Genomic DNA, 23,614 nt, shown 5'->3' with positions numbered 1-23,614 from the left:
CCTTTCCTTCCCTCTCGCCTACCGGGTTAGCTGACGGGTTCGGAGCAGGAAGGTCTCCTACGGGCCGCCTCGCGAGGAGGCCGCCCGATTCACCCCGGGGTCCCTGATCCGCGCCACGTGCGCGCGGAGGACGGTTGGGTCCCCGGCTCCCCTGACGTCCGTCGCACCGGGTGGTGCTCCGCACGTGCCGTCGGGGACTCGGCGATGGCTGTTCGGTGCCCGCGCGGTCGCGGCCACTTCTGGCGAACAGCGGATGCGACGCTAAAGGGGACATCTCCGCCGCGCCAAACAGATCGGGGATTCTGTCACCTTCGCCACACCGGCGAATCGGACATGCGGCCCGAAATATGGTCAACTCGCGCTCATGCGGGCCCGTTGGGACCGCGGGCGGACCCGGCCCGCCGGAGCCGGACATAACGGAAGCCCGGGGAGGTAGCTCCACCTCCCCGGGCTTCCCTCCGGGCTCAGGCCCGGCGAGACGTCCGGTTTCGTCCGCCCGTGTCCCCGGGCGGCGCCGGAACGGCTCAGCTGCCGGTGACGACCTTGACCTCGCCGATCCCCAACTCCCTTACCGGGCCCGCGATCTGGGAGGCGTCACCGACCAGGACGGCGACGAGCCGGTCGGCCGGGAAGGCGTTGACGGCGGCCGCCGTCGCCTCGACCGTGCCGGTCTCCGCCAGCCGCGCGTACAACTCGCCCTGGAAATCGTCCGGAAGGTGCTGTTCCACCTGATCCGCGAGGGTCCCGGCGACGGCCGCCGCCGTCTCGTACTTCAGCGGCGCGACCCCCACGAGGTTCCGCACCGCGACGTCCCGCTCGTCGTCCGTGAGCCCCTCGGCCGCCAGCGTCCGCAGCACCTGCCACAGGTCGGCGAGCGCCGGACCCGTGACGTCGGTGGCCACCGAGCCGGAGATCGCCAGCAGCGCGGCGCCCGAACCGTCCGGCGCCGAGCGCAGCACCTGGCCGAAGGCGCGCACGCCGTAGGTGTAGCCCTTCTCCTCGCGCAGCACGCGGTCCAGCCGGGAGGTGAGGGTGCCGCCGAGGCAGTAGGTGCCCAGCACCTGCGCGGGCCAGACCCGCTCGTGCCGGTCGGCGCCGGTGCGGCCGATCAGCAGCTGCGTCTGCACGGAGCCGGGACGGTCGACGATGACGACGCGTCCGGTGTCGTCGGACGTGATCGGCGTCGGCCGCTGCGGCTCGGCCGTCGAACCCGTCCAGGCGCCGAGGGTGTCGGCCAGCGCCGCGTCCAGGTCGATGCCGTCGAAGTCGCCGACGACCACGGCCGTCGCCGTGCCGGGACGGACGTGCGCCTGGTAGAAGGCGCGCACCGCCCCGGCGTCGATCCGCGCGACCGTCTCCTCGGTGCCCTGCCGCGGGCGGGACATCCGCGCCCCGGCCGGGAACAGCTCCTTGGAGAGCTCCTTGGCCGCGCGCCGGGCCGGGTTGGCCAGCTCGTGCGGGATCTCGTCGAGGCGGTTGTTCACCAGCCGCTCGATCTCGCCCTCGGGGAAGGCCGGGGCGCGCAGCGCGTCGGCGAGCAGGCCGAGCGCCTTCGTCAGCCGGGAGGCCGGAACCTCCAGCGCGACCCGGACGCCCGGGTGGTCCGCGTACGCGTCGAGCGTGGCACCGCAGCGCTCCAGCTCGGCCGCGAACTCCTCGGCGTCGTGCTTGTCCGTGCCCTCCGACAGCGCCCGCGCCATGATCGTCGCGACGCCGTCGAGGCCCTCGGGCTCGGCGTCCAGCGGGGCCAGCAGGCTGACCTCGACGGCGACGACCTGCTGCCCGGGACGGTGACAGCGCAGCAGCGTCAGGCCGTTGGGCAGGGTGCCGCGCTCGGGCGCGGGGAAGGCCCACGGCTTGGGGGTGCCGCCGTGCGGCTGCGGGTGGAAGTCCATGGACGGGCGCGCCTCCTGCGGGCCGGCCGCCGTGCTGCCTTCCGGGGTGGCGGTCTCGCTCACTGGCCGGACTCCTCGTTCTCGTTGTCTGCTGCCACTTCCGCGCCCTCGCCCAGCACGGGCTCGGGCCCCTCCGGTGCCGCCGGCTCGGCCGTCGGCTCGTACACCAGGACCGCGCGGTTGTCCCGGCGGAGCCGGGCCGCCGCGACCGCGCGCACCTCCTCGGCGGTGACGTCCAGCACCCGGCCGACGGCGGTGAGCGCAAGCTGCGGGTCGCCGAACAGCACGGCGTACCGGCAGAGTTCGTCCGCGCGGCCGCCCACCGTGGCGAGCCGGTCCAGCCACTCGCGCTCCAGCTGGGCCTGCGCCCGCTCCATCTCCTCGGGGGTCGGGCCCTCCTCGGCGAAGCGGCGCAGCTCGTCGTCGACGGCCGCCTCGATGTCGGCGACCTCGACCCCGCCGGACGCCTTGACGTCCAGCCAGCCCAGCGAGGGCGCACCGGCCAGCCGCAGCATGCCGAAGCCGGCGCCGACCGCCAGCCGGTCCCGGCGGACCAGGCGGTTGTGCAGCCGCGAGGACTCGCCGCCGCCCAGCGCGGTCAGCGCGACGTCGGCCGCGTCGGCCTCGCGGGTGCCGTCGTGCGGCAGCCGGTAGGCGGCCATCATCGCGCGGGAGGGGACGTCCTCCTCGACGAGTTCGCGCTTCTCCTCGCCGATCACCTCGGGCAGCGTGCCGTCCCGCGGCGGGCGCTTGCCACTGTGCCCGGGGATCGAGCCGAAGTACTTCTCCACCCAGGCCAGGGTCTGCTCGGGGTCGATGTCGCCGACGATCGAGAGCACCGCGTTGTTCGGCGCGTAGTACGTACGGAAGAACTCGCGCGCGTCCCTCAGCGAGGCCGCGTCCAGGTCGGCCATCGAACCGATCGGCGTGTGGTGGTACGGGTGGCCCTCCGGGTAGGCCATCGCCGTCAGCTTCTCGAACGCGGTGCCGTAGGGCACGTTGTCGTACCGCTGGCGGCGCTCGTTCTTCACGACGTCGCGCTGGTTCTCCATCGACTCGTCGTCCAGCGCGGAGAGCAGCGAACCCATGCGGTCCGCCTCCAGCCAGAGCGCGAGCTCCAGTTCGTGCGCCGGCATCGTCTCGAAATAGTTGGTGCGCTCGAAGCTCGTCGTGCCGTTGAGCGAACCGCCGGCGCCCTGCACCAGCTCGAAGTGGCCGTTGCCCTTCACCTGGGCCGAGCCCTGGAACATCAGGTGCTCGAAGAGGTGGGCCAGGCCCGTGCGGCCCTCGACCTCGTGCCGGGAGCCGACGTCGTACCAGAGGCAGACGGCTGCGACCGGCGTGAGGTGGTCCCGGGAGAGCACCACGCGCAGGCCGTTGGCCAGCCGGTGCTCCGTCGCGGTGAGCCCGCCGGTGCCGGCGGGCGCCTCCGCCGAAGCGGTTCCCTGTTCGGAGGGGGATGGCGGAGGCGTCGGAGTCATGGCCGTGTGACCCATGGGCTTCGAGTCCCTTCGATCGCGTTGTTCTTCAATGGCGTTGGTCGTCAAGGGCGTTGGTCGTCGGTCGGCGTCGGCCGTCGAAGGCGGGGCGCGTCGACGGGGTGGTCGTCAAGGGCGGCAGCGGTGCGGTTGGTGCCGGGCGGGAAGCCCGTGGACCGGCCGGAGCGGGTGCCGCCACGGGCCGGCCACGTGCGGTGCCGTACGTCGCGTCGGATCCTGTCACTGTATGCAACCGCGGTGACAACATGCGAAGTTCCCGTACCGTACGTGCGTGAACCGTCGCCGTGCGTCGGTTCACGCCCCGCCGCACGCCGGTGCGCCCCGCGCGCGCACGTTCCCGGCCGCCCCCGGCCCCGGCGCCGCCGGTCACGGCCGGGTCGCCGGGAGCACTGTCGGTGCGGCGGTCCACAATGGTCGGCGGCAGTTCCGGGGCACCGGCGTCCACCGCGCCCCGCACCGTCCGCACGACCCGCCGACCGACCGCCCGGGCCGGGCGCCGCCCCGCGGCCCGCCCGCCCCGGCCGTACGCACGAAGGAGCCGCACCCGCGATGGCCCGCCGCAGTACGAAGACCCCGCCGCCGGACGACGACTTCGAGGAGCGCATCCTCGACATCGACGTCGTCGACGAGATGCAGGGCTCGTTCCTGGAGTACGCCTACTCGGTCATCTACTCCCGCGCGCTCCCCGACGCCCGCGACGGAATGAAGCCCGTGCAGCGCCGCATCCTGTACCAGATGCACGAGATGGGGCTGCGCCCCGAGCGGAACTACGTGAAGTGCGCCCGCGTCGTGGGTGAGGTGATGGGCAAGCTCCACCCGCACGGCGACACGGCGATCTACGACGCGCTGGTGCGGATGGCGCAGTCCTTCACAATGCGGCTGCCCCTGGTCGACGGCCACGGCAACTTCGGCTCGCTCGGCAACGACGACCCGCCCGCCGCCATGCGGTACACCGAGTGCAAGGCCGCGCCGGCCGCCGGGCTGATGGTCGAGTCCATCGACGAGGACACCGTCGACTTCGGGCCGAACTACGACGGCAGCGAGGAGGAGCCCGCCGCGCTCCCCGCCGCGTACCCCAACCTCCTGGTCAACGGCGCCTCCGGGATCGCGGTCGGCATGGCGACGAACATGCCGCCGCACAACCTCGGCGAGGTCGTCGCCGCCGCCCGCCACCTGGTCAAGCACCCGGGCGCCGACCTGGAGACGCTGATGCGTTTCGTGCCAGGACCCGACCTCCCGACCGGCGGCCGGATCGTCGGCCTGGAGGGCGTCCGGGACGCGTACGCGAAGGGCCGCGGCACCTTCAAGATGCGCGCGACGACGGCGATCGAGCAGGTCACCCCGCGCCGCAAGGGCATCATCGTCACCGAACTGCCCTTCACCGTCGGCCCGGAGAAGGTCATCTCCAAGGTCAAGGACCTGGTCAACGCGAAGAAGCTGCAGGGCATCGCGGACGTCAAGGACCTCACCGACCGCGAGCACGGGCTGCGTCTCGTCATCGAGCTGAAGAACGGCTTCAACCCCGAGGCCGTGCTGGAGCAGCTGTACAAACTGACGCCGATGGAGGAGTCCTTCGGCATCAACAACGTCGCGCTGGTGGACGGCCAGCCGCTGACGCTGGGCCTGAAGGAGCTGCTGGAGGTCTACGTCGACCACCGCTTCACGGTGGTCCGCCGCCGCAGCGAGTTCCGCCGCACCAAGCGGCGCGACCGGCTGCACCTGGTCGAGGGCCTGCTGGTCGCGCTGGTCGACATCGACGAGGTCATCCGGATCATCCGCTCCAGCGAGAACGCGGCCGAGGCCAAGCAGTCGCTGATCTCCCGCTTCGACCTCAGCGACGTCCAGACCCAGTACATCCTGGACACCCCGCTGCGCCGCCTCACCAAGTTCGACCGCATCGAGCTGGAGAGCGAGCGCGACGAACTCACCGCGGACATCGAGAAGCTGACCGAGATCCTCGAATCGGACGCCGAGCTGCGCAAGCTCGTCTCCGCCGAACTCGCGGCGATCTCCAAGAAGTTCGCCACCCCGCGCCGCACCGAACTGCTGGAGTCCGCCGGCACGACGGTCGCCGCCGTGCCGCTGGAGATGCCCGACGACCCGTGCCGGGTGCTGCTGTCCTCCACGGGCATGCTCGCCCGCACGGCCACCGGCGAGGCCCCGGTCGGCGGCGACGGCAAGCGCGTCAAGCACGACGTGATCGTCTCCGCCGTCCCCGCGACGGCACGCGGCGAGGTCGGCGCCGTCACCTCGGCCGGGCGGCTGCTGCGGCTGCCCGTGGTGGATCTCCCGCAGCTGCCGGAGAGCCCGGCGGCGCCCAACCTCGCGGGCGGGGCGCCGATTTCGGAGTTCCTGACGCTGGAGTCCGGCGAGCGGCTGGTCTGCCTGACCACGCTCGACGAGTCCTCCCCCGGCCTCGCCCTCGGCACCGAACAGGGCGTCGTCAAGCGCGTCGTACCCGACTACCCGGCGCAGAAGGACGAGCTGGAGGTCATCACCCTCAAGGACGACGACCGGATCGTCGGCGCCGTCGAACTCCGCACCGGCGAGGAGGACTTGGTCTTCATCACCGACGAGGCGCAGCTCCTGCGCTACCAGGCCTCGCAGGTGCGGCCGCAGGGCCGCGCGGCCGGCGGTGTGGCCGGGATCAAGCTCCAGGGCGAGGCGAAGGTCCTCTCCTTCACGGCGGTCGACCCGTCGGCGGAGGCCGTGGTCTTCACGCAATCCGGTTCGCACGGCACCCTGGACGACGCCCTGTGCACGGCGAAGCTCACGCCGTTCGACCAGTACCCGCGCAAGGGCCGCGCCACGGGCGGCGTGCGCTGCCAGCGCTTCCTCAAGGGCGAGGACTGTCTCACCTTCGCCTGGGCCGGGCCGGCTCCGGCCAAGGCGGCGACGTCCACGGGCGCCGCGGCCGAACTCCCCGAGACCGACCCGCGCCGGGACGGCTCCGGGGTTCCGCTGAAGAAGCGCGTGGCCTCCGTCGCCGGGCCCGCGTGACGGGCTGACACGGCAGGCAGCGACGACGGCCGGGTACGCACCGCGTACCCGGCCGTCGTGCTGTGCGGGCTCAGTACCCGGCGTACGACCCGGCCGGGCCGGTGAACTCCTCGTCGAGCGGCGGGAGTTCCTGCTCCTCGGGCTCCTCCTCCGGCTGCTGTTCCGCCGGGCGGTCCACGTAGCGCAGCACGCCCCACATGGCCCGCGGGTCCACCGGCGCGTCCGGCTCGGCGACGCAGGCCGCCAGGCCGGAGCGGAGCGCGTCGCCGTCGACGCCGGAGCCGATCATCACCAGCTGGGTGCCGGGGCCCGACGCCCGGTCCTGCGGCGTGAACCGGAGGAAGCCGCCGACCGCGTGCAGGGCGTAGCGGTGCTCCGGGTCGGCCGGACCGAAGTCGGCCCAGCCCTTCATCCGGTACAGCCCGGCCGGGCGGCTGTCGAGGAACTCCAGGAACCGGCGCGGGTCCAGCGGCCGCTCCGAGACGAACTCGACGCTTTCGTAGGCCGCGTGCAGATGGCCCGCGTGGTCGTCGGCGTCCTCCTCCCGCAAGAGCGCGTCGAACGAGAGCTGTTCGACGTCCGGACGCGGGCGCATCGACGGGTCGAAGAACAGCCCCGGGTCGACCCGGCCGTACGCCGCGGGTACCACCGGGGTGCCCGGGCTGAGCTCCTCCAGGGCCGCCAGCAGCCGCTGCTGCCCGGAAGTGTCCACCCGGTCCGCCTTGTTGAGGACCACCAGGTCGGCGGCGCGCAGGTGCCGGTCGAGCTCCGGGTGCCGCTCGCGGGTGCCGTCGATCTCCGCGGCGTCGACGACCTCGGCGAGCCCGCCGTAGACGATGTGCGGGCTGGCGCTGGCGAGGATCATGCGGATCAGCGTCTCCGGCTCGGCCAGCCCGCTGGCCTCGACGACGATCACGTCCATCCCGGCCGAGGGGTGCGCGAGCCGCTCCAGCACGCCGTCCAGGTCGTCGGTGTCCACGGCGCAGCAGAGGCAGCCGTCACCGAGCGAGACCATCGAGTCGACCTGCCCGGCGACGGTCATCGCGTCGATCTCGATGCTGCCGAAGTCGTTGACGACGGCGCCGATCCGGGTGCCCGCGCTGTGCCGCAGCAGATGGTTGAGCAGGGTCGTCTTGCCCGCCCCGAGGAAGCCCGCGAGAACGACGACCGGAATCCTGCGTGTGCTGGTCACCTGGCTGCCTTCCGTACCTGACCGCCGCGGCCGCGCACCCCGTGCCGGACCGCTCCCGCCGCCCCGCGCGGGCCGCCGCCGCGAGCCCTGCGAAGCTGCCGATCGTAGCGGAGCCCCGCGCGCGGGACCGAGCCCGCCCCGGCCCGCGGCACCCGGCATGTGTGCAGGTGACGGCGTACGCCAGAGGTTATGGTCGCCGCGTGAATACGTGCGCGACCGCTTCCCGGGCGCTCGCCGAACCCCTCATGGGGACGGCCGCCACCGCCCGCACCTGGCTCCTCCTCGAACAGCCCGGCCCGTGGGGCGCCAAGGCCCTCACCCAGAGCCGCCTCGACCCCGCGCTCGGCCGGGCCCTGGAGGAGGCCGCAGCCCCGCACGGGGTCCGCGTCGCGCTGATCCGCCGCCCCGGCCGGCACGCCGACGTCCCCGGCGCCCCGCGCCGCACCGCCTTCCTCGCGCACACCGCCCCCGGCCGCTCCTGGGTGCGCCGCACCGTCCTGGCCGGCTCCCCCGCGCCCCTGCTCGGCCTGGACTTCGCCCGGCTCGGCTCCGGCGACCACGAGGGCGCGGACTGGGAGCCGTACGAGGGGGAGCCGCTCGCCCTGGTGTGCACCAACGGCAAGCGCGACCGCTGCTGCGCCCTCACCGGCCGCCCGCTCGCCGCCGAACTCGCCGCCTCCGGCAGCGGCGACATCTGGGAGGTCACCCACATCGGCGGCCACCGCTTCTCCCCGACCCTGCTCGTCCTGCCCTACGGCTACGCGTACGGGCGGGCCACCGCGCCCGGCGTCAAGGAGATCCTCGACGCGGCGGCCGGCGGCCGGATCGTGACGGACGGCTGCCGCGGCCGGTCCGTCTGGGACCGCCCGGGCCAGGCCGCCGACCTCGCCGTCCGGGCCCGCACCGGCGAGACCCGCGCCGGGGCACTGACGGTCACCGGCACCGATCCGGTGCTCCCCGGAGACGACGGCGAGGCCCACGCCTGGGACGTCCGCGTCGCGCACACCGACGGCCGGAACTGGCGGGTCCGGATCAGCGCGGCCCCGACCCCCGAGAGCGCCACCTCCGTCGCGAGCTGCGGCGCGGCCCCGGGCGTCCCGGCCCCGCTGCACATCGACTCCGTGACGGGGACGGCCGGTTGACCGGTGACCGGACGGGGCCGATCACGGCCCGCCGGTCCTGACGGGCCCGGCCCCGGGCGAGGGGCGTCGGCGGCGTCACAGCGCGGGAGCCGTCCAGGCGCTACCGTCCGACGGACGCCGCCACCGCACCGCCGAGGACCCCCGTGCCCGCTCCCCCCGCACCGCCGCCCGCCCCGTCGCCGTCGCCCGGGAAGCACTCCGGCCGGCGGACGCTCCGCGGGCGGCTGCGGCCGCGCTGGCCGCGGAAGGTGTTCTCACAGGTCCTGCTCATGCAGCTGGCGATCGTGACCGGCGTGACGGCCGTCGCCACCGGCTTCTTCCTCGCCCCGCTCAGCGACGAGCTCGACAACCAGGCCATGGACCGCGCCCTGGCCATCGCCCAGACCACCGCCACCCGGCCCGGCCTCGCCGACAAGCTCAGGGACCCGGCGGGCCCGACCCCCGACGGCCCCGTGGAGCGGGACGCGGAACGCGTCCGTAAGGCCACCGGCGCGGGCTACGTCGTGGTGATGGACCGCCGCGGCATCCGCTGGTCGCACCCGGAGCCGGACCGCGTCGGCCGGCACGTCTCCACCGACCCCACCCGGGCCCTCGCCGGGCACGAGGTGCGGCACATCGACGACGGCACCCTCGGCCGCTCGGCGCGCGGCAAGGTGCCGCTGCGGGACGAGGAGGGGCGCGTCGTCGGCGCGGTCTCCGTCGGCATCGCCTACGGCGGGGTCCGCGACCGGCTGATCGGCGAGGTACCGGAGCTGCTGGCGTACGCGGGCGGCGCCCTCGGGCTCGGGGTGCTGGCGGCGCTGCTGATCTCCCGGCGCCTCCAGAAGCAGACCCACGACCTGGCCTTCTCCGACATCTCCGCGCTGCTCGACGAGCGCGAGGCGATGCTGCACGGCATCCGCGAGGGCGTCGTCGCGCTCGACAGCCGCGGCCGGCTCCGGCTGGTCAACGACGAGGCCCAGCGGCTCCTCGGACTGCGCCCCGAGGACGCGGGACGCCCGCTCGGGGACGTGCTCGGCCCGGGCCGCACCGCCGACGTGCTCGCCGGCCACGTCACCGGCGGTGACCTGCTCACGGTGCGCGAGGGCCGGGTGCTCGTCGCCAACCGGATGCCGACCGGCGACGGCGGCGCCGTGGTCACCCTCCGCGACCGCACCGAGCTGGAGGAACTCGGCCGCGAACTCGACGGCTCACGCGGCCTGATCGACGCCCTCCGCGCCCAGGACCACGACCACGCCAACCGCATGCACATCCTGCTCGGGCTGCTCGAACTCGGCCTGCACGACGAGGCGGTGCACTACCTCAGCGAGGCCGTCGGCGCCCGCCGCACCACCGCGGAGGAGGTCACCGAGCGGGTGCGCGACCCGCTGCTGGCGGCGCTGCTGGTGGGCAAGGCGACGGTGGCCGCGGAACGCGGCGTCGCCCTCCGCTTCGCCCCGGCCCCGCCGCTCCCCAACCGGCTGGTCGACCCGCGCGAGGTGGCCACCGTGGTGGGCAACCTCGTCGACAACGCCCTGGACGCGGCCTCCGGTTCGGCCGACCCGTGGGTCACCGTCGAACTCCGCACGACCCCCGACGCGTCCGCTCCCGAGAGCTCGGGCGAGATTCCGACGCACGCCCCGGAGCCCGGAGTTGAGCCCTCCCGGCCGGCGGGCACCGGGCCCGCGCGCGAAGGGACGGGCCTGCTGCTGCGGGTCAGCGACAGCGGGCCCGGGATTCCGCCGGACCGCCGCGAACTCGTCTTCTCCGAGGGCTGGTCGACCAAGGAGCCCCCGGCCCACCGCCGGCGCGGCCTCGGCCTGGCCCTCGTCCGCCGCCTCGCCGAACGGCACGGCGGCACCGCCCGCGTCGACCGGGCGCCCACCGGCGGCGCCCGGTTCACCGTCCACCTCCCGCAGGCCCTCCGCCCGCCGGAGGCGGACTGAGCCGCGCCCCGTCAGACCGCGCCGGCCCCGGTGAGCGCCCGCACCTCCGTCTCCGCGTGCCGCGCGGGGCCCGAGGGGTCCTGTCCGGGGCGCGAGGTGACGGTGCCCACCCAGCCCGCGAGGAAGCCCAGCGGGACGGAGACCAGTCCCGGGTTCTCCAGCGGGAAGAGCGCGAAGTCCACGCCGGGGAAGAACGCCCCGGGCGCGCCCGAGACGACGGGCGAGAGCACCACGAGCAGCACCGCGGGCGCCAGCCCGCCGTAGACCGACCAGACCGCGCCCCGCGTGGTGAACCGCCGCCAGAACAGCGTGTACAGCAGCACCGGCAGGTTGGCCGAGGCGGCGACGGCGAAGGCCAGCCCCACCAGGAACGCCACGTTCAGGTCCTGCGCCAGCAGCCCGAGCGCCACCGCGACGGCCCCGATCACGACGGACGCCAGCCGCGCGACGCCCACCTCGCGCCCCGCGTCGGCGCCCGTGGGCCTCCGGCGCCGCAGCGAGCCGTACAGGTCGTGCGCGACGGAGGCGGACGAGGCGAGCGTGATGCCCGCGACGACGGCCAGGATGGTGGCGAAGGCGACGGCGGCGACCAGCGCGAACAGCACCGAGCCGCCCGTCGACCCGGCGCCGCCGCCCAGTTCGACCGAGAGCAGCGGCAGCGCCGTGTTCCCCGCCGGGTCCGAACCGCGCACCGCGGCCGTGCCGACCACGGCGGCGGCGCCGAAGCCCAGCACGATCGTCATCAGGTAGAAGCTGCCGATCAGCCCCACCGACCACACGACGGACCGGCGCGCGGCCCGTGCCGTCGGGACGGTGTAGAAGCGGGACAGGATGTGCGGCAGCCCGGCCGTGCCCAGCACGAGCGCGACGCCGAGGCTGATGAAGTCCAGCCGGTGCGTCCAGTCGCCGCCGTACTGGAGCCCCGGCGCGAGGAAGTCCCGCCCGTGGCCGCTGTGTTCGGCCGCCGTGGCCAGCAGCGCCCCGAGATCGCCGCCGAAGCGGACCAGGACGAGCACGGTGAGCAGCAGCGCCCCGCCCATCAGCAGGACGGCCTTGACGATCTGGATCCAGGTCGTGGCCCGCATGCCGCCGCAGGACACGTAGAAGATCATGAGCGCGCCGACCCCGACCACCGTCCACGAGGTGGCCGCGCCGCTCGACCCGCCCAGCAGCAGCGCCACCAGCGCCCCGGCCCCGACCATCTGCGCGACGAGGTACAGCACCGAGACCGTCACCGAGGAGACCCCCGTCGCGATCCGGACGGGCCGCTCCCGCATCCGCGCGGCGACGACGTCGGCCAGCGTGAACCGGCCGCAGTTGCGCACGAGTTCGGCCACCAGCATCAGCACGACCAGCCAGGCGACGAGGAAGCCGACGGAGTAGAGCATGCCGTCGTAGCCGTACAGCGCGATGATGCCGGAGATGCCCAGGAACGACGCGGCCGACATGTAGTCGCCCGCGATGGCGAAACCGTTCTCCATCGGGGTGAACAGCCGCCCGCCCGCGTAGAACTCCTCCGGCGACCCCGCCCGCCGTCGCGCCGCCCAGCTGGTGATGCCGAGCGTGACCGCGACGACCGCGCTGAACAGCAGCAGCGTCAGCGTCTGATGATTCCCCGTCACCGCAGCGCCTCCCGCCGCTCGCGCACCTGGCCCGCGCCCCGCGTCATCTCCTGCGTCTCCCAGCGCAGTTCGAGCGCGAGCCGGTCCCGGCGCAGCCGCGCGTGCCGCGCGTACGCCCAGGTCAGCAGGAAGGTGCTGGCGAACTGCCCGAGCCCGGCCAGCATCCCGACGTTCAGCACCCCGGCGACCGGCCGTGCCATCACCCCGGGCAGCGCGGTCGCGGCGACGACGTAGCCGAAGTACCAGAGCAGGAAGGCGAGCGTCGCGGGCAGCACGAACCGCCGGTAGCGGTCGCGTACTTCGCGGAAGGCCGGGCTGCGGTGCACGGCGAGATAGACCGCGGCCTGCGCGTCGTCCGCCTCCCGCGCGGACGTCCGCTCCGCCGACGGCTCCCGTGGGCCCGGTACGGGGGCGGGGCGGGCGGCGGGCGGGGGTGGTTCGGCTCCGCCCACACCACAGGTGTGGACGTCACGCCAGGGGTCGTCGATGCGCATGCCTCAGGATGGACAGAAGCGCAAGATCACGGCCGGGGCATTCCGGCCGGTTCACCATTTCAGGTGGTCCCGCGTCCCCGCCCCGGGAACACCGGGGCGGGGACGGCGCGGGATCAGATGTCGATGCGGGAGCGGTCCAGCGTCGCCGCGGACGAGCTGATGAACTCCCGGCGCGGCGCCACCTCGCTGCCCATCAGCAGCGAGAACGCCTGCTCCGCCGCCTCCAGATCGCTGATGTTGATCCGGCGCAGGGTGCGGTGCCGCGGGTCCATCGTGGTCTCCGCGAGCTGGTCGGCGTCCATCTCGCCCAGACCCTTGTAGCGCTGGATGGACTCCTTGTAACGGGTCTTCGTCCGCTCCAGCTCCAGCAGCGTCTGCCGCAGCTCGTTGTCCGAGTACGTGTAGATGTACTTCTCCTGCCCCTTCTTCGGGTTGGTCAGCTCGATCCGGTGCAGCGGCGGCACCGCCGAGAAGACCCGGCCCTCCTCGATCATGGGGCGCATGTAGCGCTGGAAGAGGGTCAGCAGCAGGATGCGGATGTGGGCGCCGTCCACATCGGCGTCGGCCAGGAAGATGACCTTCCCGTAGCGCGCCTGGTCGATGTCGAAGGTCCGCCCCGAACCGGCTCCTATGACCTGGATGATGGAGCCGCACTCGGCGTTCTTGAGCATGTCCGAGACCGACGACTTCTGGACGTTGAGGATCTTGCCCCGGATCGGCAGCAGCGCCTGGAACTCGGACTTCCGCGCCAGCTTCGCCGTACCCAGCGCCGAGTCCCCCTCGACGATGAACAGCTCGCTGCGCTCCACGTCGTCGCTGCGGCAGTCCGCGAGCTTCGCCGGCAGCGAGGAGGACTCCAGCGCGGTCTTGCGCCGCTGCGCCTCCTTGTGCTGCCGCGCCGCGATCCGCGTACGGGACGCGGCGACGACCTTCTCCAGCACCGCACGGGCCTGCTGCTTGGCGTCCCGCTTCGTCGACGTCAGGAACTTCTTCAGCTCGGTGGCGACGACCTGCGAGACCACCCGGGACGCCGCCGAGGTGCCCAGCACCTCCTTGGTCTGCCCCTCGAACTGCGGCTCGGCCAGCCGTACGGTCACGACCGCGGTGAGCCCCTCCATCGCGTCGTCCTTGACGACGTCGTCCTCGGCGACCCGCAGCAGCTTGGCCGAGCGCAACGCCTCGTTGACCGTCTTGGCCACGGAGCGCTCGAAGCCGGAGACGTGCGTTCCGCCTTTCGGCGTCGCGATGATGTTGACGAAGGACTTCACGGTGGAGTCGTAGCCGGTGCCCCAGCGCAGCGCGATGTCCACGCCCAGGTCGCGCTTCACCTCGGTCGGGATCATGTGGCCCCGGTCGTCGAGGACGGGCACCGTCTCCTTGAAGCTGCCGCTGCCCTGCAGCCGCAGCACGTCGCACACGCCCTTGTCCTGCGCCAGGTACTCGCAGAACTCGCTGATCCCGCCGTCGTAGTGGAAGACCTCCTCGACCGGCTCGCCCCCCTCACCGCCGGCGCCCCGCTCGTCCCGCACCACCAGCGTCAGCCCCGGGACGAGGAACGCGGTCTGGCGGGCGCGGGCGTGCAGCGTCTCCAGCGAGAGCTTGGCGTCCTTGAGGAAGATCTGCCGGTCGGCCCAGTACCGCACGCGGGTGCCGGTGCGGGTCTTCGGGATCTTCTTGCCCTTGAGCACCCCGGCCGAGGGGTCGAACGGCGCCTCGGGCCCCTGCTCGGTGAAGATCCCCGGCACCCCGCGCCGGAAGCTGATCGAGTGCGTCCGGCTGCCCCGGTCGACCTCGACGTCGAGCCGCGAGGAGAGCGCGTTGACGACGGAGGCGCCGACGCCGTGCAGACCACCGGAGGCCGCGTACGAGCCGCCGCCGAACTTGCCGCCCGCGTGCAGCTTGGTCATCACGACCTCGATGCCCGAGAGCCCGGTCTTCGGCTCGACGTCGACGGGGATGCCGCGCCCGTTGTCGCGGACCTCGACGGAGCCGTCGTCGTGCAGCACGACCTCGATGCGGTCGCAGTGGCCGCCGAGGGCCTCGTCCACCGAGTTGTCGATGATCTCCCACAGGCAGTGCATCAGGCCGCGGCTGTCGGTGGAGCCGATGTACATGCCGGGCCGCTTGCGCACCGCCTCGAGCCCCTCCAGGACGAGGAGGTGCCGCGCGGTGTAATTGGAACCGCCGTCCCGGTCGGCTCCGGTCAGCAGTGCGGTCGACGGCACGGACGTCTCGGCGGTCACGCGGGTTCGCTCCTCGCTGAATTCTGCTCGATGGTGGCTGGAGTGCCGGATCAGAGGGTACCGAGGCCCGGGAGAGCCCGTGTCACGCCACCCAGGAGACGGTTCATGCTAGCCCAGAGTCGATTACCCGTTCGATAACATCTGGGGGCTGCCGGAAACATCACGTTCCCTTCGAGGCATGAACCATTTAGGCTCCGGGCACGTCCTCAGACACGAAGGGACAACCCGCCGGGACCTGCGAGGGCCTCCGGAGGGCACACCCCGGACGCGGCACAACAACCGAACAACAGCCACGAACAACGTGAAGCAAGAGACCAGCAATACGGCTCATTCGCCGCCACCCGGCAACGTGCGACCGCCTCGCCAGAATTTTTTTCGAGGAATCGCTGAGAGCGGGAACGTTTTCGGCCTGGTTGTGTGTTGACCCTGGTACGACAGCTCGTCGAGCTAGAGAAGAGGCGACGTTGACTACTGTTCTGACCCCCGCGACCCCGCTGACGGCCGCCGACCGGTGCGACCGGTGCAACGCCCAGGCCTACCTGCGCGTCGTTCTGCTCAGCGGCGGAGAGCTGCTCTTCTGCGCCCACCACGGGCGTAAGTTCGAGCCGGAGCTCAAGAAGATCGCCGCGGAGATACAGGACGAGACGGAGAAGCTCACCGCGACTCCGGCGTCCGTGACCGACGAGGAACGCTGACGGCGCGGAGCGCTCCGACAGCGCCCCATCCGACGAGCTCGGACCGGCTCTGAGCCGGACATGAAGGGGCGGCCACCCGGTACCCACCGGGTGGCCGCCCCTTCGCGCGCTCCGACGCCTCAGCCGCCGCCGTGCTGCCTGGCCAGGTCCGCCACGGCCGACACCCGGGTGTACACCCCCGGATACCCCTGCTCACCGCAGCCGGTGCCCCAGGAGACCAGCCCCACCAGCCGTCCCCCGGCGACGAGCGGCCCGCCGCTGTCGCCCTGGCAGGCGTCCTTGCCGCCCTCCGGGACCCCGGCGCACACCATGGTCGCCTTCTCGAACCGCCCGTCCTGACCACCCGGATAGGCGCGTGCGCACTCCTCGTCCGAGACCATCCGCAGCCCGGCCGCGCGCAGCCCCGTCGAGTACGTGCCCTTGCCCGTGGTGTCACCCCAGCCGAGCACCCGGGCCCTGGCGCCCGGCTCGTAGCCCGGGTCGCCCTCCTCCGCCATCGGGATGACCGAGGACTCCGGCAGCGACTCCGCCAGCGTGAGCACCGCGACGTCCCCGCCGTTCGAGCCGCTGTTGTACTCCGGGTTCACCCAGGACTTCTCGATCTTCAACTCCCGCCCCGCGTCGGTGTTCAGATCGTCCCGCCCGGCGATCACCCGCAGGTCGGGCACGTTCTCCACCTCCCCGCCGAGCACCTGCTTGCCCAGGCAGTGCGCCGCGGTGACGACCGTACGGGTGCCGACGACCGCACCGCCGCAGAACTGGCCGGAACGCTTCTCCCCGAACCGGTCACGGCTGGCCAGCGCGACGGTCCACGGGTTGTCCGCGACGCTGACCGAGCGGCCGCCCACCACCAGCCCGTCACGGGCGTCCTGCGCGCCGGAGGCATCGGACGCGGCCGTCCAGTCACGTGGCGGATCTTCGCCGCCGGCCGCGAAGGCCTGCGGCGTGAGCAGCGCTCCGCCGAGCACACCGATGACCACAGGTGTCAGGACCTGCAAAGCACGAGGGGAACGCATTCGGCCTCCTGACCGTACGGGGTTCCGTGACCACCCACAGTGATCCGAACCGACCGCAACCGCATCCGGAAGCAGGACGGGAAGGTGCCTTCAGGTGGCCGAATACCACCGGGGCACGTACGCCGTAATACCCGCTGCCCGCACACGACGAAGGCCGCCGGCCCCTTGCGGGGACCGGCGGCCTTCGCCTGCCATCGTTCCTGACCGTCGCGTCAGTCCAGGTAGTCGCGCAGGACCTGGGACCGGGACGGGTGCCGCAGCTTCGACATCGTCTTCGACTCGATCTGCCGGATCCGCTCACGCGTGACCCCGTAGACCTTGCCGATCTCGTCGAGCGTCTTCGGCTGCCCGTCGGTCAGACCGAAGCGCATCGAGACGACGCCCGCCTCGCGCTCGCTCAGGGTGTCGAGCACCGAGTGCAGCTGCTCCTGGAGCAGCGTGAAGCTCACGGCGTCGGCGGGGACGACCGCCTCGGAGTCCTCGATGAGGTCACCGAACTCGCTGTCGCCGTCCTCACCCAGCGGGGTGTGCAGGGAGATCGGCTCGCGGCCGTACTTCTGGACCTCGACGACCTTCTCCGGGGTCATGTCGAGCTCCTTGGCCAGCTCCTCCGGAGTGGGCTCACGGCCCAGGTCCTGGAGCATCTGGCGCTGGACGCGCGCGAGCTTGTTGATGACCTCGACCATGTGGACCGGGATCCGGATGGTCCGGGCCTGGTCGGCCATGGCGCGGGTGATGGCCTGACGGATCCACCACGTCGCGTACGTCGAGAACTTGTAGCCCTTGGTGTAGTCGAACTTCTCGACCGCGCGGATCAGACCGAGGTTGCCCTCCTGGATCAGGTCCAGGAAGAGCATGCCGCGCCCGGTGTAGCGCTTGGCCAGCGAGACCACGAGACGGAGGTTGGCCTCCAGCAGGTGGTTCTTGGCCCGGCGCCCGTCCTGGGCGATGATCTCCAGCTCGCGTTTCAGCTTCGGCGCGAGCTTCTCCTCGGTGGCCAGCTTGTCCTCGGCGAACAGGCCGGCCTCGATGCGCTTGGCGAGCTCGACCTCCTGCTCGGCGTTGAGCAGCGGGACCTTGCCGATCTGCTTGAGGTAGTCCTTGACCGGGTCGGCCGTGGCGCCCGCGGCGGCGACCTGCTGCGCGGGGGCGTCGTCCTCGTCGTCGTCGGAGAGGACGAAACCCTCGTTCTCGTTCTTGACCTCGGCCGTCGGGCCGTCGTCGGCGCCCGGCTTGTTCGAACGCTTCGGCGCGACCTCCTCGACGATCTCGTCCTCGGCCTCGAGGATCTCGTCGACGACGGACTTCTTCGTCGCGGTCTTCTTCGGGGCGGCGGCGGCCTTCTTGGCCGTCGTCGTCTTCTTCGCGGCCGTCTTCTTGGCGGCGGCCTTCTTCGCGGGCGCGGACGGGGCGGCTGCCTCGACCGGGCTCTCGGCAGAGACGGCCGGGGCGGCCGTCGCCGCGGGCTGGGCCGCGGAAGCGCTCTTCTTCGTCGCGGCGCTCTTGGCCGTGGCGCTCTTGGCCGCTGTGCTCTTGGCGACCGACTTCGTAGCGGTGCGCTTGGCCGGGGTCTTCGCTGCGACGCTCTTGCGGGTGCGCTTGGGGGCCTCTGCGGCACTCACCATCAGCGTCACACCCTCCTCGTCGAGGATCTGGTTGAGGCTGCGCAGAACGTTCTTCCACTGGGTTGGCGGAATCTGGTCAGCCTCAAAGGCCCGACGCACGTCATCGCCGGCGATCTGCCCTTCAGCCTTTCCCCGCTCAATGAGCGCCACCACAGACTCGGACTCGACGATCTCCGCAGGGAGCGTACGGGATGTGCTGGCCGACACGAACAACCTCTCGGAACGATGGAAACGGCGGACCGTCGGCGTGATCGACCGACGGCGCGGGCTGAGCAGTGGAGAAATACCGGACCTCGTGTGAGCGCCACACCCGGCTTACGTATTCCCTCCGCCGCTGTCACCTCTTGAGTCATCGCACTGTGACGGGAAGCGTTACGCCCAATCTTCGTGGCCCGAGTCACATCCTGTATGCGGATGCATGCGGACTGAGACGGACGAATCGGTCAGGCGAACCCGCCGGACACGCTCAGCTTCCTTGCTTCTTACGGACATTGAGGCCGGCCGCGGCTTCGCGACCGGCCCGGACGCGGCCGGAAATACCCGGCCGCACGGAGCCACACGGACGTGAACCGTTCCTGCGTAAACAGTTCGCACGGGTCCCGGCCGGCGGAGGCACGCGCCTCCGCCCTGGCCCGACACCGCAGGAACGGTTCACGCAGGAACGGTTCACACGACAGCGACTCGCGCCGCCGACAACCGGATCAGTGCTCGCGCGGAGCGGGGACGACGGGCTCGCCGCCGTTGCCCCCGGGACGCTCACCCTGAGCTGCGGGCTGCGCCGGCGCCCCCGCCTGCGCGGCCGGGACGGGCTGGGCGCTCGCCTGCGCGGCGGCTCCGGCCGGTGCCGCGGAGGCACCCGTCGGTGCGGCGGCGCGCTCCGTGCCGCCCAGCAGCTGGCGCATCGCCGCCTCGGCGGTGCCGCCCTCCCCCGCGCGCAGCGCCTCGACGATGCGCTGGTGGTGGCCCACGGTCTTCTCGCCCGGACGCTCGCAGCAGACGGCCGGGCCGCCGGAGACCTGGAGCGCGGAGGAGACGATGCCCGAGAGGTGCTCGAGCATGCGGTTGCCCGCGATCTGCAGGATGAGGCCGTGGAACTCGGCGTCCGCGCGCGCGAACGTGAGGGTGTCGCCCTGCGCGAGGGCGTGCGTCATGATCTCGGCCATGTCGGCGAGACGCTGGTGGACCTCGTCCCCGCTCTGGCCGGCGGCGAGCCGGGCGGCCAGCGGCTCGATGGTGCCCCGCAGTTCGCGGAGTTCGCGGCGCTGGTCCTCCCGCTGCGGGCCGAAGGCCCGCCACTCGATGATGTCGGGGTCGAGCAGGTTCCAGTCGCTGACGGGACGGACCCGGGTGCCGACGTTCGGCCGGGCGCTGACGAGGCCCTTCGCCTCGAGGACGCGCAGCGACTCACGGACGACGGTCCGCGAGACCTCGAAGCGCTGCCCGATCTCCTCGGGGACGAGCGGACGGTCGGCGCCGAGATCGCCCGAGACGATCATCTGGCCGAGCTGCTGGACGAGTTGACCGTGCAGACCACGGCCCCGGTTTCCGGCGGCGCGCCTGCCCACACGGTTCATGTCAGCCTCGGAGCCCTCCCAGGCGGGGACGTTGCTTGTCGTTCGGGCCGAGCCGGTGGACTCGGCGTACGCGTAGCGGTCGTACTCGCCCTGGCCGAGGCCGGAGTCGGCGGGGCGAGCCGCGGTCATCATGGTGTGCGCAAGGGTAGTCACGCATCCTTTGTCGGCGGCGCTTGTTGCCGCCTTGAGGGCTTTGGTGAAAAGCACACGAAAGGGTGATCGGGGCTTCTCGCGCAATTGACGCCTTATCGGATCGAAATCGCCGTCCCCGCACAGCGCCCCGCCCGCCACCCCAAGCGCCCGACTCCCCTTCCCCGCATACCCAGTTGACCTGCGACTTCGCCCCGCCTCCCGTCCGGGCTCCCCGACGCGGCCCCGGCACGACGAAGCGCGCGGTGCCCCTCGGCACCGCGCGCTTCCCGTGACCGGGCTCAGCGAGCCCGGCTTCGCAGCGAGGTGAACACGTATACGCAGAGAAGAACTGTGAGCGACAACGCCAGGGCCCGGCCCGCCGGTTGAGAGGCGAGGCGCACGGCCACCGCGACCCAGCCCTCGCCCTGCGAGGGCCACGGTGCGAACAGCAGCGCGGCCAGCCGGTCCGGCAGCCCCTCCAGGGAACGGCCCGCCGGGCCGCTGAGCAGCCCGCGCACGGCCGGTGTGACCAGCAGCGGAATGGCCACGACTGCCGCCGTTCCCACGGCCGTTGACCGGAAGACGCCCGCGGCCAGCAGCCCCGCCCAGGAACAGCCCACCGTGAACAGCGCGACGGCGACGGCCTGGAGCGGCAGCCCGGCGGCGGCACCCTGCGCTCCCTCCTTCAGCACGTCGCTGCCGAAGAGCACGGTCAGCGCTGCCCCGTTGACGACGGCGGTGGCGAGGCAGAGTGCCACCGCGAGCCCGGCGGAGACCAGGAGCTTGGCCAGGAGCAGGCCCAGCCTGCGCGGCACGGGTGCCTGTGCGGGGGCCAGCGCCGGGTACCGGAACTCGTGCCCGAACGCCAGCGCCCCCAGGAACCCGGCGGCCACAGCGGCAGGCGGAACCACGAAGGCGGCCCCGCCCGGCCACCCGGTGAGCAGCCGCAGCACGGGAGACAGCGCCGCGTCCCCCGCCGCACCCGTGGCGCCGGCACCCAGCCCGGCACCGGTGCGCGCGAGGACGATGCCGCCGACGAGGGCCACCAACACGGCGGCGGCCGACGTGAGCCAGGTCGTCCGCACCCCGGCCAGCCGCCGCAGTTCGTACAGCAGCGGCGCCGCGGGCCCCGGCCGCGGCACGGCGTGCAGCCGCGGGGGCAGCGGCGAGCCCTCGACCGCGGACGTCTCGCTGCCGGCCTTCACGGGCTCGCCGGCCCCGGGGGTCTCGGTCGCGCTCTCGCCGGGCTCGGCCTGTTCTTCGCCGGCCCCGTCGGGAACGGGCTTCTCGTCCGTGCTCTCAGTAGTGCAGGCGGCATCGCAGGTGGCGTCACCCGAGGTCGGTGCGTCCGCTTCGGGGGCGTCGGTCTTCGCGGCGGCGGAGGTGTCCTCGGTGCTGGAGGAGTCCTCGGCGTCGGAGGTGTCCGGGATGGCGGCGACGTCGACGGAGACCGCGCTCGATGCCTCGGTGGGTGTGACGGAGTCCGAGCTGCCGTGTGTCGAGGGCGAGTTGACCGAGGGGGCGGCGGTGTCGAGGCGGGAGGTTGTCGCGCCGGAACCGACCGCGACGCGTGCGGGCGAGGCCACCCGTGCCACGGTCGTGGTCTTCGTCCCGACCGTGACGGGGTCGTTCTCCTCGGTGGTCCGGCTGGCCGCGACGACCGCGGTGCGCCGGCCGTCGGCACGGTTGAGCGGTGCCGGGACCGAGGAATCGCCCGCATCGCCGATCTCGTCGGCGAGTTGGTGGACGAGGATGCCGTTCCGGTGCGCCACGTCGCCCACTTCGGCGCAGCTGCTGCCGTACACCGAGATCCGGCTGCCCCGCTCGTGCACGACCTCCATCGGCGGGCCCTGCTGCCCGACCGTCCGGTCGGCGGCCCGGGCCTCCTGCGAGAGGAGGAGCGCGAAACGGTCGGCGTGCGGGGTCCGTACGGCGACGCGCGGCCGGAGACGGGTCCGCGCGAAGTCGGCGCGGGACTGGTCCGCGACGAGCCGTCCCTCCTCGACGGACACCACGCGGTCCCCGACGCGGGCCGCCTCGCGCGGGTCGCGGGAGGTGACGAGCACCGCGCCGCCCTGCTCGGCGTAGCCCCTCAGCAGCCCGTGCAGCCAGGCGGTTTCGCGCGGGGAGAGGCCGTGGGTGGGCTCGTCGAGGACGAGGGTGTGCGGGTCGCCGAGGAGTGCGGTCGCCATGCCGAGCCGTCGGTCCATGCCGAGCGAGAAGGTGCCCAACTTCTGGTCGGCGAGCCCGCTCAGGCCGACGACGTCGAGCACCTCGTCGGCCCGCTCGGCCGGTACGCCCACGACCGCGGTGAGCATGCGCAGATGCCCGCGGGCGGTGCGGGCGGGGTGACCCGGGACGTCCCCGAGCAGGACGCCGATCTCCCTGGCCGGGTGCGGAACGCGGTACACGGGGCGGCCGTTGAACAGTGCCACGCCCCGCCCCGGGCAGAGTTGCAGCAGGAGCCGCAACGCACTGGTCTTGCCTGCGCCTTCGGGGCCGAGCAGCACGGTCACACGGCCGGAACGTGCCTCGAAAGTGAGGTCGTCGACGGCCGGACGCTGTCGGCGGCGGGGCGCGCTGGTGAGGCCGATGGCCTGGATCATCACTGCTCCCGCAGGACGGGTGGAGGACGCACCCGAGCAACATAACGCGATATGTCCGACTTGCGCGGCAACGCGCCCCGGGCTAGGAGCCAGACTCAAGCCCTCGGAGGGTGCCTCAGACCTCGGGCCGGAGCATCGGCGGATTGAGCAGAGTCGCCCCTCCGGCCCGGAACAGCTGTGCGGGGCGGCCGCCTTGACGCGTCGTCGTCCCTCCGGTCGGTACGAGGAAGCCGGGGGTTCCGGTGACCTTGCGGTGGAAGTTGCGAGGGTCGAGGACGACTCCCCAGACCGCCTCGTACACCCGGCGCAGCTCGCCGACCGTGAACTCGGGCGGGCAGAAGGCGGTGGCCAGGGAGGAGTACTCGATCTTGGAGCGGGCGCGTTCCACACCGTCGGCGAGGATCTGCCCGTGGTCGAAGGCCAGCGGCGCGGGCTGGTCCTCCTCGCGGCCACCGGAATCCTGCGTGCCGAGGAACGTCTCCACCGGGGCCCAGCTCGCCGAGTGGGCGTCACCTCCCGGCGTGGGGGCGGGGAGATCGGGTGCGAGCGCGAGGTGCGCGACGCTGACGACGCGCATCCGCGGGTCACGCCCCGGATCGCCGTACGTGGCCAACTGCTCCAGGTGCGCCCCCGGGTCGGCGCCCTCCGAGCCGTGGGCCCGCAAGCCCGTCTCCTCGACGAGCTCGCGGGCCGCCGCCGAGCCGAGGTCCTCGCCGTCCCGGACGAAGCCTCCGGGCAGCGCCCACCTCCCCTGGAAGGGCGGCTCGCCCCGGCGTACGGCCAGGGTGCACAGGGCGTGTTTGCGCACGGTGAGCACGACCAGGTCGACGGTGACAGCGAATGGCGGGAAGGCCGACGGATCGTAGGGCATGCAATGATCATAGTCGTCTCCCTGACGATAAACAGGCCGTTCTCCCACGCTCTTCGGCCGCTCCGGAGGGACCTCGCTCACCG

At 72.8% G+C, this 23,614-nt stretch carries 16 protein-coding genes and 1 riboswitch; of the genes, 5 read left to right on the top strand and 11 right to left on the bottom strand.

What is annotated here, in order from left to right; all coding sequences use genetic code 11:
* Positions 1–214, bottom strand: a riboswitch (cyclic di-AMP (ydaO/yuaA leader).
* A 310-nt stretch (positions 215–524) separates the two neighbouring features.
* Together HCC30_RS00395 and HCC30_RS00390 are read right to left on the bottom strand one after the other, a co-directional pair.
* Positions 525–1,895 (bottom strand): pitrilysin family protein, encoded by a 1,371-nt coding sequence (locus HCC30_RS00395; protein ID WP_169440470.1) that lies wholly within the window; start codon positions 1,893–1,895, stop codon positions 525–527.
* A gap of 59 nt (positions 1,896–1,954) precedes the next feature.
* Positions 1,955–3,376 carry a pitrilysin family protein gene (locus HCC30_RS00390; protein WP_169439909.1) on the bottom strand — a complete coding sequence of 474 codons (1,422 nt, stop codon included), beginning with the start codon at positions 3,374–3,376 and terminating at the stop codon, positions 1,955–1,957.
* Between the two features lie 567 nt (positions 3,377–3,943).
* On the opposite strand from HCC30_RS00390, the gene HCC30_RS00385 reads away from it, so the two are divergent.
* The gene (locus tag HCC30_RS00385) at positions 3,944–6,394 is read left to right on the top strand and encodes a DNA topoisomerase IV subunit A (protein WP_169439908.1); all 2,451 of its coding nucleotides are present in this window, start codon (positions 3,944–3,946) and stop codon (positions 6,392–6,394) included.
* 70 nt (positions 6,395–6,464) lie between these two features.
* On the opposite strand, the gene HCC30_RS00380 is transcribed toward HCC30_RS00385, so the two are convergent.
* Positions 6,465–7,586 carry a CobW family GTP-binding protein gene (locus HCC30_RS00380; RefSeq protein ID WP_346776437.1) on the bottom strand — a complete coding sequence of 374 codons (1,122 nt, stop codon included), beginning with the start codon at positions 7,584–7,586 and terminating at the stop codon, positions 6,465–6,467.
* 200 nt (positions 7,587–7,786) lie between these two features.
* Here HCC30_RS00380 and HCC30_RS00375 point away from each other — a divergent pair, with 200 nt between their 5' ends.
* On the top strand, positions 7,787–8,728 hold the full coding sequence (locus tag HCC30_RS00375; RefSeq protein ID WP_169439906.1) for a sucrase ferredoxin: 942 nt from the start codon (positions 7,787–7,789) through the stop codon (positions 8,726–8,728).
* 269 nt (positions 8,729–8,997) lie between these two features.
* The gene (locus tag HCC30_RS00370; protein ID WP_169439905.1) at positions 8,998–10,653 is read left to right on the top strand and encodes a sensor histidine kinase; all 1,656 of its coding nucleotides are present in this window, start codon (positions 8,998–9,000) and stop codon (positions 10,651–10,653) included.
* Positions 10,654–10,664: 11 nt separating this feature from the next.
* Here HCC30_RS00370 and HCC30_RS00365 read toward each other — a convergent pair whose 3' ends face one another.
* The 3 genes from HCC30_RS00365 to HCC30_RS00355 form a co-directional block, all read right to left on the bottom strand.
* On the bottom strand, positions 10,665–12,275 hold the full coding sequence (locus HCC30_RS00365; RefSeq protein ID WP_169439904.1) for a cation acetate symporter: 1,611 nt from the start codon (positions 12,273–12,275) through the stop codon (positions 10,665–10,667).
* Positions 12,272–12,769, bottom strand: coding sequence for a DUF485 domain-containing protein (locus HCC30_RS00360; RefSeq protein WP_169439903.1), 498 nt, complete (start codon positions 12,767–12,769; stop codon positions 12,272–12,274). Before HCC30_RS00360 ends, HCC30_RS00365 begins: the two co-directional genes overlap by 4 nt.
* A 113-nt stretch (positions 12,770–12,882) precedes the next feature.
* Positions 12,883–15,012 (bottom strand): DNA topoisomerase IV subunit B, encoded by a 2,130-nt coding sequence (locus HCC30_RS00355; RefSeq protein WP_169439902.1) that lies wholly within the window; start codon positions 15,010–15,012, stop codon positions 12,883–12,885.
* Positions 15,013–15,476: 464 nt separating this feature from the next.
* Here HCC30_RS00355 and HCC30_RS00350 point away from each other — a divergent pair, with 464 nt between their 5' ends.
* Positions 15,477–15,707 (top strand): hypothetical protein, encoded by a 231-nt coding sequence (locus tag HCC30_RS00350; protein WP_169439901.1) that lies wholly within the window; start codon positions 15,477–15,479, stop codon positions 15,705–15,707.
* 119 nt (positions 15,708–15,826) lie between these two features.
* Here HCC30_RS00350 and HCC30_RS00345 read toward each other — a convergent pair whose 3' ends face one another.
* Positions 15,827–16,705, bottom strand: coding sequence for a serine protease (locus HCC30_RS00345; RefSeq protein WP_240979240.1), 879 nt, complete (start codon positions 16,703–16,705; stop codon positions 15,827–15,829).
* Between the two features lie 230 nt (positions 16,706–16,935).
* Positions 16,936–18,555 (bottom strand): RNA polymerase sigma factor, encoded by a 1,620-nt coding sequence (locus HCC30_RS00340; protein WP_346776436.1) that lies wholly within the window; start codon positions 18,553–18,555, stop codon positions 16,936–16,938.
* On the opposite strand from HCC30_RS00340, the gene HCC30_RS00335 reads away from it, so the two are divergent.
* Positions 18,488–18,649 (top strand): hypothetical protein, encoded by a 162-nt coding sequence (locus HCC30_RS00335; protein WP_169439840.1) that lies wholly within the window; start codon positions 18,488–18,490, stop codon positions 18,647–18,649. The two genes, HCC30_RS00340 and HCC30_RS00335, sit on opposite strands and share 68 nt — an antisense overlap.
* Before the next feature lie 400 nt (positions 18,650–19,049).
* Here the strand turns inward: HCC30_RS00335 and HCC30_RS00330 are convergent, their stop codons facing one another.
* The 3 genes from HCC30_RS00330 to HCC30_RS00320 all read right to left on the bottom strand — a co-directional run bounded on the left by HCC30_RS00330 (position 19,050) and on the right by HCC30_RS00320 (position 23,531).
* Complete coding sequence (locus tag HCC30_RS00330; RefSeq protein WP_169439898.1) at positions 19,050–20,129, bottom strand: FadR/GntR family transcriptional regulator; 1,080 nt, start codon at positions 20,127–20,129, stop codon at positions 19,050–19,052.
* A 224-nt stretch (positions 20,130–20,353) separates the two neighbouring features.
* Entirely contained in the window at positions 20,354–22,660 is a 2,307-nt protein-coding gene (locus HCC30_RS00325; protein WP_169439897.1) for an ATP-binding cassette domain-containing protein, read from the bottom strand.
* 115 nt (positions 22,661–22,775) lie between these two features.
* Positions 22,776–23,531, bottom strand: a complete 756-nt coding sequence (locus HCC30_RS00320) for an NUDIX hydrolase (protein ID WP_169439896.1) — start codon at positions 23,529–23,531, stop codon at positions 22,776–22,778.
* Between the last annotated feature and the right edge of the window lie 83 nt (positions 23,532–23,614).

It is taken from the genome of Streptomyces sp. HNM0574 (assembly GCF_012726235.1).
Taxonomy (GTDB): domain Bacteria; phylum Actinomycetota; class Actinomycetes; order Streptomycetales; family Streptomycetaceae; genus Streptomyces.
This window is presented reverse-complemented; position numbering and strand designations above follow the sequence as displayed.

What these genes read in the sequence shown, in the direction of transcription:
- HCC30_RS00395 (WP_169440470.1), bottom strand. Translation starts at nt 1,895, where the DNA reads ATGGACTTCCACCCGCAGCCGCACGGCGGCACCCCCAAGCCGTGGGCC.
- HCC30_RS00390 (WP_169439909.1), bottom strand. Translation starts at nt 3,376, where the DNA reads ATGACTCCGACGCCTCCGCCATCCCCCTCCGAACAGGGAACCGCTTCG.
- HCC30_RS00385 (WP_169439908.1), top strand. Translation starts at nt 3,944, where the DNA reads ATGGCCCGCCGCAGTACGAAGACCCCGCCGCCGGACGACGACTTCGAG.
- HCC30_RS00370 (WP_169439905.1), top strand. Translation starts at nt 8,998, where the DNA reads ATGCAGCTGGCGATCGTGACCGGCGTGACGGCCGTCGCCACCGGCTTC.
- HCC30_RS00360 (WP_169439903.1), bottom strand. Translation starts at nt 12,769, where the DNA reads ATGCGCATCGACGACCCCTGGCGTGACGTCCACACCTGTGGTGTGGGC.
- HCC30_RS00335 (WP_169439840.1), top strand. Translation starts at nt 18,488, where the DNA reads ATGAGCGCCACCACAGACTCGGACTCGACGATCTCCGCAGGGAGCGTA.
- HCC30_RS00325 (WP_169439897.1), bottom strand. Translation starts at nt 22,660, where the DNA reads ATGATCCAGGCCATCGGCCTCACCAGCGCGCCCCGCCGCCGACAGCGT.
- HCC30_RS00320 (WP_169439896.1), bottom strand. Translation starts at nt 23,531, where the DNA reads ATGCCCTACGATCCGTCGGCCTTCCCGCCATTCGCTGTCACCGTCGAC.